This is a genomic window from Sutcliffiella horikoshii, assembly GCF_020524325.1.
In the GTDB taxonomy this organism is placed as follows: Bacteria; Bacillota; Bacilli; order Bacillales; family Bacillaceae_I; genus Sutcliffiella_A; species Sutcliffiella_A horikoshii_D.
Map to the genome: position 1 here is coordinate 342,426 of NZ_JAIVKY010000007.1, position 13,514 is coordinate 355,939.

Consider the following 13,514-nt stretch of genomic DNA (forward strand, 5'->3'; position numbering starts at 1 on the left):
AATTTTTCTTACAAATCCTCTTTAAATATATCACGTTCCAATATGTAATAAATAGTTAAAAATATTAAAATATTGGAAGGGGTTAGGGGACAGGCACACGGACTCAGTTTATCCTCTGTCCATCAAAAAAAGCACCTGTTTTCCCAACAGATGCTTTCCTTTTTTCAACTCGCTTTATTCATATAAACAATTTTTTTCGTTCTGGCATGTTCGTTGATGATGTTTTTCAACTTTCCTCTTTCTTCATGGTCGAGGTATTTTTGAGGTAGGATGATTGCTCTATTTTTTGAAATGAAAAAGAGGAATGCCGTCTTCGTTTCGTGAATAGACAAAATGTTACCCCACGTATAGTCAGCTTGCGAGTTTGAAAGGGTTTGAATAATTCCATCCGGGCTTACCTCTAATTGAATGTCATGATGCATGCGTCGGTCACTTCTGTATTCTGTTGCAGCCTTCCAATTAATAACGGTTGATAACAAGAATCTGGTGGCGATGCTGATAACTACTGCAAATGCTGCGATGAGAACAGTTATTTCCTTGAACAAGAGCAGTGCTAAAAGAATATAAAGCATACCCACCCAAATCGGAAACAATATCTTTGCCTTTATTGAGAGAAAGTGAATATGGGCAATGTACATTTTTTCACTAATGAAGATGGTAAAGCTTATACCATCAGGGTTTTCTGATTTTTCTCTTGCAACCTGTTCGGGGTATTCAAAGGTCGGCCCCTTAGAATTCTCCTTTTCCTTGATCAGCTGACGCAAGCGCTGCATCTCACTTTTCAAAAGGAATTTTTGTGGAATAACGATTGCTTTGTTTTTTGATATGTAAAATAAAAACAGGTTTTTGGTTTCATGGATGGAGAAAATGTCTTCCCATCTTGTCAGCATTTCTGACCTTCTCACTTTTTGATGAATTCCCTCTGCATTGATTGTGTAGAAAACCTCTTGCTGCATGAGCTGATCACTTCTATATTCTTTAATCCCTTTCTTTGAATACATTTTCGGTACCATAAACCAAACAATGATGCCCATAAACAAGCTGGCAACTAGGATAAAAACGATGGATACATCAGGCAATGCTATCTGTAACAAGACAGAATAGAGTAAAATCGCTAAAATCACATACCAGATTCTCGTTCTGTTCGAGTGAAACACTATATATTCCTTCATTGCTTCTTCACTTATTAAGCCACTTACTTTTATTTCGTTATTTTCCAATAAAACCACCCCTTTCGAATTAATTATAGAATGGCGAGGGGAGAGGAGAAGGAGACACTTACCTGAACCGAGCAAGGTCGGTTTTCACAGTTATCATTCTACATCAGATAGTTTCTCGCCAGTCAGTAAATCATATAGTTCCGCAGATTTATTTTTTTCCATTTTAATATATTTACTTTCAGCGTTTATTACGAGTTCTACTGAATCCTTATTAGGACCTATCCAAAGTTCATATAAGATTGCTTTGGCCTCTGGATTTGGGAAAGAAAACCGGAAATCAGCTGGACGTACCATCGATACCTTTGCATCCTCCCAATCCAAATCATCTAATAATTCCTTTCCCTTTTTTACTTGCTCTTCGTCCGTGATTACCTTGAAGATCTCGTAATTATCCTCATCCCCAATACGTTCTTGGACTTCAATAGTATGCCCTCCAGCTGTTACACCTTTTACTCCGCTCGAACAACCTGCTGTTCCTATTGAAATTAATATCATAAAAACTAATAAATACTTATTTATTTTCAAAAGGTCATCCCCTTTCTAATATGGTTAGACGTCTTGTATTTGGATAAGTTTCACAGGACGGCGACCTCTTTGTTGCGTTCTGGTGCGTTTTTGATAGAAAAACACGTATTTTTAATAGAAAATGTCTCTATTTTTGTGGGTGAAATTTGCTTCGGACACTTATCCTCTTGTTTCGGACAAAAAAGTGAAAAATAGACTAGGGTTCGGTCAAATCAGTTGTAGCGTTCGGCCAACTTTCAACCACCTTCGGACACCACAAAATTTCGTTCGGCCATTTGCCGCCAAACTTCGGTCAATTTCCTCAAAACTTCGGCCAACTTTCCTAAAACTTCGGTCAAAAACGAAAAATCTTCGGACATTTGACATATAAGGACATCAAACGGACAGGCACTTAAACCCGCTGCAGGAAAGAAAAGGAAGCGCTAACATGAAGAATTTGTATTTACAGATAATTCTCCCCAAACTATAATGATAGTGGGGTTTTTTTGTAGGAATAGTCTGAAATAAGTCGAAAGTCTTATAATCTAATTATTTTTTTCTGAATATTAGCACTTTTGGACCTTGTGTGTTTATTCTACTAATCTTCACAATAACTTAACACTACATTCATAATTGGTCTATACAATAATGACTAGGAAACATTTGTTACAAAAATCCCCTAATATCTACGGAACAAACGTAATAACAACACGATTCAACAAACGGGGTTTATATTTTCATAATATGGGAGGAAGAAAATGAAAAGACAACACAAAAGAAGCATTAGTATTGTCACTCTAGTATTCTTGCTTACAAGTTTACTATCACCAATGGCCAATACGAATGTAAAAGCTGAAACAGTTGTTGCTACCGATCTCATTATTTCAGAATATGTGGAGGGATCCAGTAATAACAAAGCTATAGAACTATTTAATGGAACAGGTAGCGAAGTCGACTTAAGCGGCTATACGCTTGAACATTATAACAACGGTAGTTCGGCAACTACAGGGACTACAACGACTGACAAAATTCTACCATTAGAAGGAAAGCTTGCAAATGGTGCTACATATGTCATTTCTCGTTCCGATGCGCATGCTGATATCGTAGCTGTCACAGACAAAACTGACACCAGCAAGCAAGTCATCAACTTCAATGGAAACGACCAACTTGTTCTGAAAAAAAATGGACAAGTCGTTGATTCCATCGGACAAGTCGGCTCCGTGGCAAATGTCCTAGCTGACGTTTCTCTTGTTAGGAACAGCGATGTTACAGTAGGAGATACCGTCATCAACGATGCTTTTGATAGAAACATAGAATGGACTAACTTAGGAAAAGATGATTTTTCTGACCTAGGAAAACATACTTTCGGCGCTGCTGACCCTGGCGAACCTACCGATCCAGAACCAGTTCCAACAGTTACTGTCGCAGAAGCACGCGAACTAGGTGCTGGCGAAATGGTAACAATTGAAGGAATTGCGACAACAAACACAGGACTTTGGGGCTATGATACCTTCTACATGCAAGACGAAACAGCAGGTATGCTTGTTTTTAATAGTCTTCAAAATGTAAAACCCGGGGATAAAGTAAAAATCACCGGTGAATTATTGACTTACAACAATGAGTTGGAAATTAAACCAACGAAACAAGAAATCATCTCATCCGGAAACGAACTTCCTGCCGCACAAGTTGTGACAGAAGTAGGTGAGAGCACGCAAGGGGAATTTTTAAAGCTTGAAAACGTTACGATCACGGACATGACGAAAGATTCCTATGGAACAGCTACGTTTAAAGCTGTTTTCGAAAATGGAGAAAGCGTAACAGTTATTCATGACAACCGCACAGGTTCCAACTATGATGACTTAATCAAGCAATACAAAGAAGGCGATAAAGTACATCTAACTGGTGTTGGATCTATTAACAATACTGGTTATCACTTAAAAACTACTGGTCTAGAAAGCTATGACCTAGTAAACAAACCTGCAGTCTATGTAACGCAACCAGAAGGAGTTGTAGAAGCAGGTACGAAAATTGAATTGAAATCTGGTACAGAAGGTGCTGAAATCTACTACACTACAGATGGTTCAGCTCCAACTACAGAAAGCACAAAATACGCAGAACCAATTCCTTTAGAAACTGGTGAAACAACTATTAAAGCAATCGCAGTTGCCGATGGTACAGAGAGCGAAGTATTCAGCTTTACGTACAAAATTCTTGATACAGAAGGCATCTTTATTCATGACATTCAAGGAAAAGGTCATGTTTCCGAATATAACGGATCTTCCGTAACGGATATCACTGGTGTAGTAACTCATATCACTACAAATAGCTTTGTCATGCAGGATGTAGAGAATGCTGATAATGACAGCACGACATCTGATGCTATTGAAGTATACCTGAGAGGTCATGGAGTTTCTGTAGGGGATACCGTTTCTGTAGACGGGAAAGTTTCCGAATACGTTAGAGGCGATGAGCTTTCCAGAACCCAAATTGAAGGAACTGCAGTAGAAAAGACAGGTACAGCCGAACTTCCTGCACCACTTGTGGTTGGAGAAGATATCATCCCTCCAAACAAAATCATTGATAACGACGAAATGATATCGTTTGACCCAGAAGAAGATGGTATTGATTTCTGGGAATCAGTTGAATTTATGCGTCTTTCCTTCCCGGATGCTTTAGTAGTTGGACCGCCATATAACGGCGATGTTCCAATCATTGTGGAAAACACCACAAACAACGAACTGAACGTTATGGGTGGGTTAAATATCGCAGCAGACGATTACAACCCTGAGAAAATCATGCTTGATAACGTTGGCAACAACTTTAAGTCTGGCGATCGTTTTGATGGGGAAGTCATTGGTGTCCTATCTTACTCTAGCGCAGGCTATCAACTAGCAACGAGCACATTGCCTAATGTGATCCCATCAAGCATCAAACCAGAAGTTACACATATTGAACCTGCAGCAGACAAATTGACTGTAGCAAATTACAATATCGAAAACTTCTCAAACAATAAAGCTAATACATCAGATGAGAAAGCAGCAAGAATTGCAAACTCATTTGTAGAAAATATGAAATCTCCTGATATCATCACGTTAGTTGAGGTTCAGGATAATGACGGCCAGAATAACTCTGGTAATGCAGATGCGTCTGAGAGCTATGAGCGCCTAATTAATGCAATCAAAGCTGCTGGAGGTCCAGAGTATGATTGGACAGATGTTGCACCTGAAAATAATACAAACGGTGGAGCACCAGGAGCAAACATCCGTGTTGGTTACCTGTACAACCCTGAACGTGTTGATTTAGTAGACGCATCTAAAGGTACAGCCACAGAGGCAAACGATTGGACAGAAGATGGTAATTTAACGCTTAACCCTGGAGTGATTAACCCTTCAGCATTCTCAAATACACGTAAACCAATCGCAGCTGAATTTGAATTCCAAGGTGAGCGTGTTGTAGTCATCGGTACTCACTTGAATTCTAAAGGTGGAGACCAATCTCTATGGGGAGCAAATCAACCTCCATTCTTGGGTTCAGAAGCAGAAAGACTTCAATTAGCACAAGAAATTAACAGTTTCGTTGATGCTGGACTTGCAGAAAACCCTGCTTTAAATATTGTGGTAGCTGGAGACATGAATGATTTTGAATTCACGCCAGCCCTTGACACTCTAAAAGGCGGAGTTTTAACAAACATGGTTGACCTAGTTCCTGCAGAAGACCGTTTCTCTTACTTCTACCAAGGAAACAACCAAGTGTTAGACCATATCTTGGTTTCTAATAATCTAGTACCGAATACAACGGTTGATATGGTTCATATCAATGCGAATTTCACGGAAGCACAAGGCCAGGCATCTGACCACGACCCTATGTTGGTGCAGCTTGATTTAACAAAACCAGCGGGTCCAGACTTGACAATTTTCCATACGAATGACACTCATTCCGCATTGGATTTAATGCCTAGAACCATCACTAAATTAAAAGAACTTAGAGAAGTATCTCCAAACGGACTTCTTCTTCATGCAGGTGATGCATTTACTGGAACATTGTATTTCAATGAATTCCAAGGTACAGCAGACCTTGCCATGATGAAGTTGATGAACTTTGACGCGATGACTTTTGGTAACCATGAGTTTGACTTAGGTTCTTCTATAGAAGGCCATCAAGCATTGGTTGACTTTGTTAAGGGAGCTAATTTCCCATTACTAGGTGCAAACGTTGATTTCTCAAAAGATGCGAAATTTGAAGGTTTATATAATGACTCCATTGAATCAGCATACGAGAATGGAAAAATTTATGACGGTATCATTAAAGAAGTAAACGGTGAGAAAGTTGGTATCTTCGGTTTAACAACAGAAGAAACAGCTGATATCTCCAGTCCGGGAGCTATTGAGTTCCAAAACTATCTGGAAGAAGCTGAAAAAGCAGTAGAATATTTAGAATCTCAAGGTGTCAACCGTATTGTCGCTTTGACACATATCGGATATGACGACAATGCAGCAATCGATAATGACCTAGTTCTTGCTGAAGAGGTAGAAGGCATTGACGTAATCGTTGGTGGACATAGCCATACAGCATTGAAAGAGCCTGTAGTGGTAGCGAAAGATGAAACACCGACGATTATCGTACAAACGGGTAATGCAAACAACAATCTTGGTGTGTTGAATGTTAATTTTGATGAAAATGGTGTTATCACCACACATGATGGACACATCATCGCAATCAACAATAGCATTGCAGAGGATCCGGAAGCAGTAGAAGTACTTGCTCCATTCAAACAACGTGTCGATGAAGTAGCGCAAACAGAAATTGGTGTGTCTACACCGAATGCTTTAGAAAACCCACGTACAGGCGGCGACAACACGAAACCAAGCGTACGTAGAAACGAAACAATCCTAGGTAACTTGATTACTGACGGAATGCTTGAGAAAGCAAAAGATTTCACTGGCAAAAATGTCATTATGGCATTGCAAAACGGCGGCGGAATCCGTGCAGCAATCAATGCAGGCGAGATCACTGTAGGGGAAATCATGGCGGTTCTTCCTTTTGCCAACACACTGGCAACAATGGAGTTGACTGGCGAGGAGCTTAAAGAAGCGTTTGAAATCAGCTTAAGTCAATATCCAGGCGAAAATGGCGGCTTCTTACACGTAGCTGGAGGGAAAATAGAATTTGATTCTACTAAACCAGCAGGCGAACGTGTTGTATCCATCAAGTTTTTAAATGAAGATGGTCAATATGTAAATGTAAAAGACAGTGAAACTTACACGATTGCAACAAATGCCTTCACAGCAAAAGGCGGAGACGGCTATGGCGTTTTTGCAAAAGCTTATGAAGAAGGCCGTGTAACAGATCTAGGCTTATCTGACTGGGAAAACTTCCGCGATCACTTAGTAAGTGTCGGCAGCGAGGGAATCCCAACGGAAACAGAAGGCCGAATCACAGATTTAGAAGGTAAGTTTGATTTAACTGTTATGCATACGAATGACACGCATGCAGCATTAGAAAACATGCCGAAAACAGTTACAGCCGTAAAAGAAATCAGAGCGGAAAACCCGGATGCGCTTCTACTTGACGCAGGAGACGTATTCACTGGAACGTTATATTTCAATGAGTTTAAAGGACAAGCGGAACTTGAATTAATGAAACTGTTGGGCTATGACGCAATGACATTCGGTAACCATGAATTTGACCTAGGTTCTTCAGCAGAAGGCCATCAAGCATTGGTTGACTTTGTTAAGGGAGCAAACTTCCCATTCGTAAGTGCCAACGTTGATTTTTCAAATGATGCAAAATTCGATGGACTATTCAATGATTCCATTGAAGCAGCGTATGAAAATGGCGAAATTTACAATGGTATCATCAAAGAAGTGAACGGCGAGAAAGTGGGTATCTTCGGTTTAACAACAGAAGAAACTGCTGATATCTCAAGCCCAGGTGCCATCACTTTTGAAAACTATTTAGAAGAAGCAGAAAAAGCTGTTGCAGCTCTTGAAGCGCAAGGTGTTAACAAGATTATTGCATTAACTCATATCGGATATGACGACAATGCAGCAATCGATAATGACCTGGTTCTTGCGGAAAAAGTAGAAGGCATTGACATCATCGTTGGTGGACACAGCCATACTGCTTTGACTAAACCTGTAGTGGTAGCAGAAGATGCAACGCCAACTGTCATTGTACAAACTGGAAATTCCAATAGTAACTTAGGTTTACTAGACGTAAGATTTGATGAAAATGGTGTAGTAATCGAAAGTGAAGGACAATTAATCAAAGTCAGCGGTAAAGCAGCTGACCCAGAAGCAGTAGAAGTATTGGCACCATTCAAAGAGCGTGTTGATGCAGTTGCTAATGAAGAAATTGGCGTTACAACACCAATCGAATTAGAAAACCCACGTACAGATGGCGACAATACAAAGCCAAGCGTACGTAAAAACGAAACAATCCTAGGTAACCTAATTACCGACGGAATGCTTGCAAAAGCGAAAGACTTCGTTACAGGTAAGAATATCATCATGGCATTGCAAAACGGTGGCGGAATCCGTGCATCGATTAATCAAGGTCCAATCACTGTAGGGGAAGTTATCGCAGTTCTGCCATTCGCCAATACACTTGCAACAATGGACCTGACTGGTGCAGAGCTAAAAGCAGCATTTGAAAGAAGTTTCAGCCAATACCCAGGTGAAAATGGGGGCTTCTTACACGTATCCGGAGGGATAGTAAAATTTGATTCTACAAAACCTGCAGGCGAACGTGTCGTATCCATCCAATATAAGGATGAAAAGGGTAAATTGGTAGAAATCAGTGACGAAGAAACCTACTCAATTGCTACCAATGCCTTCACAGCAAAGGGTGGAGACGGCTATGACGTCTTTGCAAAAGCTTATGCAGAAGGCCGTGTAACTGATTTAGGTCTATCAGATTGGGAAAACTTCCGTGAGCATCTATTGACTATCGGAAGCGAAGGAATCCCGACTGAAACTGAAGGTAGATTTGTAGACGTAAGTTTAGATTCTGGTGAAGAACCAGGAAAGCCTGATAAACCAGGTAAACCGGATAAACCGGGTAAGCCTGATAAGCCGGGTAAACCAGGTAAACCGGATAAGCCAGGTAAACCAAGTAAACCAAATAAACCAAGTAAAGAGTAGAGGGGACAGGCACGCTGACCCACCTCTCATAAAATAACCTTAACAAATGAAACAAGAAAACACCTGGCCATTTATGGTCAGGTGTTTTTATAGTTAGTATAGTAAAGTCAGATTATAGCATTTGCTTCAGTTCCTCCACAACATGTATGTGGTCTTCTCTACTATAGAGTTGAAAGATAAATGTGGCATTGTTGTAATTTTGAAGTATTTTCGTTTTGTTACCTTTTTGACGGAACAGGCTTTGTCCGGCCTGGACATAAAGTGGGCCAAGGACAGATAAATCTTCCATTTTTAAAGAAATTCGAATACCTTCTGACGCATAGTGATAGGATTGTGCATAGTTTTCCATCACATAATATAGTTTGGAGATATTAAAATACACCTTTAATTTCATCCGATGATAGCCTTCCATATTGATTTCTTCATTAAGAATTTCGTTAAAAATGACGAGAGCTTTAGGGTATTGTTCATTGTTGGCAAGTACGTTTCCCATGCTATTTTTGATTCGAATATTCATAAATTGCTGCTTAATAGAATAGTGGTTGCTGTTAAGCAGGGTTTGTAATTGATCAATGCACCCTTCCCAGGTAAGCCGCTTTAGCTCATAACTGGATATTGCTAGCTGCCATTTTAAAAATAATGCCAAAGACTCGTCCTTGTAACCAGTCTCTCTATTCAATTCATAATTAGTAATTTCTAGTACATCTTCAAATTTATCCTGTTTAATCAACTGATTAATGTAAGAGTATGTATCGTTTATATATTGCTCCTGCCTATAGGTGATTTTCTCTAAAAAGTAGTCCATTGATACCTGCAAACGCAGAGAAAGGTAGTATAAGATGTCGATGCTAGGAAACGTTCTCCCAGATTCAATTCCACTAATGGTTGCTTGCGTGCAAATACCATCAGCCAATTCGGCTTGAGTCAGCCTTTTGTTCTTGCGAATCCTTTTAATTTCTTCCCCAAGTAACCTACTGTTCAGCAAAACCCTCACTCCTCCAAAGTTAAATATAACAAATTTTATATTTTTGAAGATTCGTCCTGCAAAGACCCACATAATTCAAGAAAAACAAGGGAAAAGAATAGTTTTTTAAAAAATCAAACAATTTTATTTACTATTATAATAATACTAGAAATAAGTAAAATTTTGGAGGGCTGTTATGAAAAAATTAATAGCAAGTATAGTTGTTTGTGCCATGGTTTTTGGTGGGTGTATCAATGCAGGTTTAGAAACTATTTCTCCAGATTCAGTAACTTATGTAATAGAAGGAGACGGCCGCGACCATAAAGATGATCCTGGGATAGGTTGGAGATATTAATTGCTTCCCCCTCAACCCCTTATTATTAAGGGGTTTTTATTTTGCCTTATAAAAAATATTAATAATCTTATATTTTTTTTGATAATCGATGAATCACTTAAACATCATTAACGAATCCCATCAATAAGGGAGCAAATGATGAAATCATGTATTTTCATAATATGTTAATTTATTTCCAAGAAGCTAATTCCATCATTTTCAAATTTAGCTTTTTAAAAAGTGAAGGGAGGGAAATAAATAGGTTTGCGTGAAGTGGACGCATAGGTTTGTGCGTCATCTATGATTTAAAGTGAAAAAATATTAATAATAAGGAGGAGTTATTAAATGAAGAAAATTGTAGTATCACTATTCTGTTGTGTATTTCTTTTAGCTGGTGGTTTAGTTCCTTCTGTGTCGCATGCAAACTCAAAATCTTCTGAAGAGGAAAAAATGGTTGCTCAGCAGTTAGAGGCTTTTGATAAGATTGATGAAAAAATCAAATCAAATGCCATAAAGATCCAAGCTGATAAAGGGATAAAGGATGGAGATGTAACGGTTATGGCTGGCACATATCCCACAAGAAAAGGTGTTATTTTAGTGACAAAAGATGGTAAATATGGCTCTTTAGTAGGGCATGCAGGTATTATATACTCTTCTACATCAACAGTAGAATCTTTTCCGAGTGGGGGGGTAGGTACCTATTCGAATAACTGGACAAAATACAGTACTGTATATGGGGTGACTACTAGTGGCACTAGCGCAACGCAAGATGCTAATGTTGCGAACAGGGCTTATTCACACAAAGGAAAAGCTTACAACTGGGACTTTACAAATATTAATACAACCTCTAAGTTTTACTGCTCACAACTAGTTTACGAGGGCTATAAATATATTACAGGTTTAAACCTAAATCAAGGTGGGGGCATTGTGTTTCCAATAGATTTAGTACAGTCATCACATACTTATACCATTTACTCTAAGTGAACTAAATTATAGCTTTATAGCTTGTAGACTAAGTGTTAGTCTACAAGCTTTTAGCCTTTTTATAATTAATGATCATCAACTGGATTTAATTAATTTCTTTTAGGAGGAAGGCAACATGTTCTTTAGACATTCTTCAAGCACAAAGGGTAAATTTTTTTTCAGTATCAGTTTATTATTCGTCTTCATTCTTTTGCAGGGATGCAGTCAAAAAGAAACAGTAAGTATGGAAAAGTATGTGTATGGAGCCGTTTATACGGATATGTTTAATAAGTCAGAAGTGCATTTGTACGACAAGGATGGGAAGTATCTTGATAAACAATCTACGCCATTTAAAGGGATTACGATGGGAGCTTTTATGGAGAATTCAATTAACTTAAATAACAAAGTTTACTACACAAACCCATTGTCAGATAACGATACCAATGATTATATTTTGGAACTAGACACAAAAAGTATGGAAATCAAAAAGATTGCTAATGGAAAAATAGTTGCACCTACCGTATGGACTGTTGATGAGGAATTTGCCTACATGGCTGGAGGACCGTTAGAACAAAGTGACATTACTAAGACGAAAATCTCTTCAGGTGATCAAATCGCTCACAAGGAGATAGAGGGTCAAGCGATTCATATGTTGGAAGGTTCGAATGTATTGTACTTATTAACGATTATCCACTCTGATCCAAATGAAATCCATGGAATGATCAATATATTAAATAAAGAAGATTTATCGGTAGAAGGCACTGTGAAAATTGACAACTTAATGTTTTCATCCAGTATGAAGTTGCAAGATAACAATCTTTATCTACTTAAAACAAGTGATGGGATGGACAATACCTCCAACGAACTAATTAAAGTAAATGTACAGGAGGGTATTGTCGAGAATATCACGCTGCCAATTAACAATTTAAATGATATTCACATCCATGAGAATACCATCTATATTACGCAAGGAAATATTAGAAGAGAGCCTTCCGAGAAGAAAATCGCAAAATATAGCCTGGATTCCGGAGAAATAGAAGTATTCACTACAGAAATTGAAAACAGCGTATCCTATATACATGAAGACAAATTCATCACATCTGACGGAAATAAAGTGCAAATCTATAATCTAAAAGACTTCCAGAAAGAAAAAGACTTTCAATGGGAGAAATCAGATAAGTACTTTGCTTCATTTTTTATTAATGGTTGAAGGGAATAGCAAAGTGAACATGATTTTCTATTATTCATAAAAAAGGGGTCAGGGGCATGTTTTCTCAGACCTCTATTTTAAGATAGTTATTTTCAAACAAACGTTTAATTAAATTGAGTCTAGATGTTGATAAATATGGAGTGACAGTGCATCGAGATAAATCGACTATTTACACATAGTATGGTGAAATAGTTTCTTGGAAAGGAAAAAGGGTTGCAGGACTCGGTGTCTCTGCAACCTAAAACATCAAATTTCTGCCTGTTGCACTTTGGGCTTCTCTTTAGAAAGTATCCACCCAAGCACCCCAATCAAAACAAGTACAGCCCAGAACGTAATCTTCCAAGGAGCCCCTTTAGCAAATCCCTCTGACAGAATCGCCAGTTCCGGATGGGAAAGTGCGTACACCCCAAGTTTTACCCCTACCCAGCCGACCACAAAGAATGCAGCGGTTTCGAGTCCAGGACGTTTTTCCAACAAGGTAACAAAGTAACCTGCTGCAAATCTCATAATGACTAAACCGATGATACCGCCTGCAAGGATGACGGCAAAGTGCCCGCCATCTAGGCCGCCGATTGTAGGAAGGTTCGTTGTCGGAAGCATGACCGCCAGTGCAACCGCTGCAAGGATGGCGTCTACTGCAAAGGCAATATCAGCCAGTTCTACTTTGATAACAGTCATCCAGAAGCTAGATCCTTTCTTTTCCTCTGCATGCTTTATGAGCTTAGGCTTCAATACATGCTTTTTCAGTAGATGATACACAGCGATCCCCAATAAATATAATGCCCCTACAGCTTGAACCTGCCATATGTGGACAAGGTAGGAGATAAGGAACAAAGATCCGAATCGGAATACAAATGCTCCCGCTAATCCGTAAAATAAAGCTTTTTTTCGTTGGTTTTCAGGTAGATGCCTTACCATAGTCGCAATAACAAGTGCATTATCCGCCGCAAGAATTCCTTCCAGTCCAATTAAAATGAGCAACACCCAACCGTATTCAAGCAACAATCCAATGTCCAATTATAATCTTCCTCCGCTCTATTATTTTTGTCCATCATGTAAAACAAGGTTCATTTAAATGGCTGGTGTTGATGGTAATGCCAATGATCTTGGCGGGTTGTGAAGGTCCAAGGTTAAAATCGAAACGGCATACAACTTCAAAGTAACAATAAAGGTTAAC

The 13,514-nt window shown here is 38.9% G+C and carries 8 protein-coding genes; 4 read left to right on the forward strand and 4 right to left on the reverse strand.

Annotation, left to right across the window (positions count from 1 at the left end; translation table 11 throughout):
* Window positions 1–164: 164 nt before the first annotated feature.
* Both LC091_RS10575 and LC091_RS10580 read right to left on the reverse strand, forming a co-directional pair.
* A complete protein-coding gene (locus tag LC091_RS10575) occupies window positions 165–1,220 on the reverse strand; it encodes a YcxB family protein (protein ID WP_226681965.1) in 1,056 nt (351 codons plus the stop codon).
* A 93-nt stretch (window positions 1,221–1,313) separates the two neighbouring features.
* Complete coding sequence (locus tag LC091_RS10580; RefSeq protein ID WP_226681966.1) at window positions 1,314–1,745, reverse strand: hypothetical protein; 432 nt, start codon at window positions 1,743–1,745, stop codon at window positions 1,314–1,316.
* Between the two features lie 737 nt (window positions 1,746–2,482).
* Here LC091_RS10580 and LC091_RS10585 point away from each other — a divergent pair.
* Window positions 2,483–8,866, forward strand: a complete 6,384-nt coding sequence (locus tag LC091_RS10585; RefSeq protein WP_226681967.1) for a 5'-nucleotidase C-terminal domain-containing protein — start codon at window positions 2,483–2,485, stop codon at window positions 8,864–8,866.
* Between the two features lie 112 nt (window positions 8,867–8,978).
* On the opposite strand, the gene LC091_RS10590 is transcribed toward LC091_RS10585, so the two are convergent.
* Window positions 8,979–9,851 carry a helix-turn-helix domain-containing protein gene (locus LC091_RS10590; protein WP_226681968.1) on the reverse strand — a complete coding sequence of 291 codons (873 nt, stop codon included), beginning with the start codon at window positions 9,849–9,851 and terminating at the stop codon, window positions 8,979–8,981.
* Window positions 9,852–10,026: 175 nt separating this feature from the next.
* Between LC091_RS10590 and LC091_RS10595 the strand changes: the two genes are divergently transcribed.
* The 3 genes from LC091_RS10595 to LC091_RS10605 all read left to right on the forward strand — a co-directional run bounded on the left by LC091_RS10595 (window position 10,027) and on the right by LC091_RS10605 (window position 12,337).
* Window positions 10,027–10,185: a hypothetical protein gene (locus LC091_RS10595; protein ID WP_226681969.1), complete on the forward strand. Its 159-nt coding sequence runs from the start codon at window positions 10,027–10,029 to the stop codon at window positions 10,183–10,185.
* A 324-nt stretch (window positions 10,186–10,509) separates the two neighbouring features.
* Entirely contained in the window at window positions 10,510–11,148 is a 639-nt protein-coding gene (locus LC091_RS10600) for a hypothetical protein (RefSeq protein WP_226681970.1), read from the forward strand.
* Window positions 11,149–11,263: 115 nt separating this feature from the next.
* Window positions 11,264–12,337: a hypothetical protein gene (locus LC091_RS10605; protein ID WP_226681971.1), complete on the forward strand. Its 1,074-nt coding sequence runs from the start codon at window positions 11,264–11,266 to the stop codon at window positions 12,335–12,337.
* Window positions 12,338–12,583: 246 nt separating this feature from the next.
* Here LC091_RS10605 and LC091_RS10610 read toward each other — a convergent pair whose 3' ends face one another.
* Window positions 12,584–13,354: a TerC family protein gene (locus tag LC091_RS10610; protein WP_226681972.1), complete on the reverse strand. Its 771-nt coding sequence runs from the start codon at window positions 13,352–13,354 to the stop codon at window positions 12,584–12,586.
* Window positions 13,355–13,514: the final 160 nt, after the last annotated feature.

Coding starts and splice junctions, on each gene's coding strand:
- LC091_RS10585 (WP_226681967.1), top strand. CDS start 2,483: ATGAAAAGACAACACAAAAGAAGCATTAGTATTGTCACTCTAGTATTC.
- LC091_RS10600 (WP_226681970.1), top strand. CDS start 10,510: ATGAAGAAAATTGTAGTATCACTATTCTGTTGTGTATTTCTTTTAGCT.
- LC091_RS10605 (WP_226681971.1), top strand. CDS start 11,264: ATGTTCTTTAGACATTCTTCAAGCACAAAGGGTAAATTTTTTTTCAGT.
- LC091_RS10595 (WP_226681969.1), top strand. CDS start 10,027: ATGAAAAAATTAATAGCAAGTATAGTTGTTTGTGCCATGGTTTTTGGT.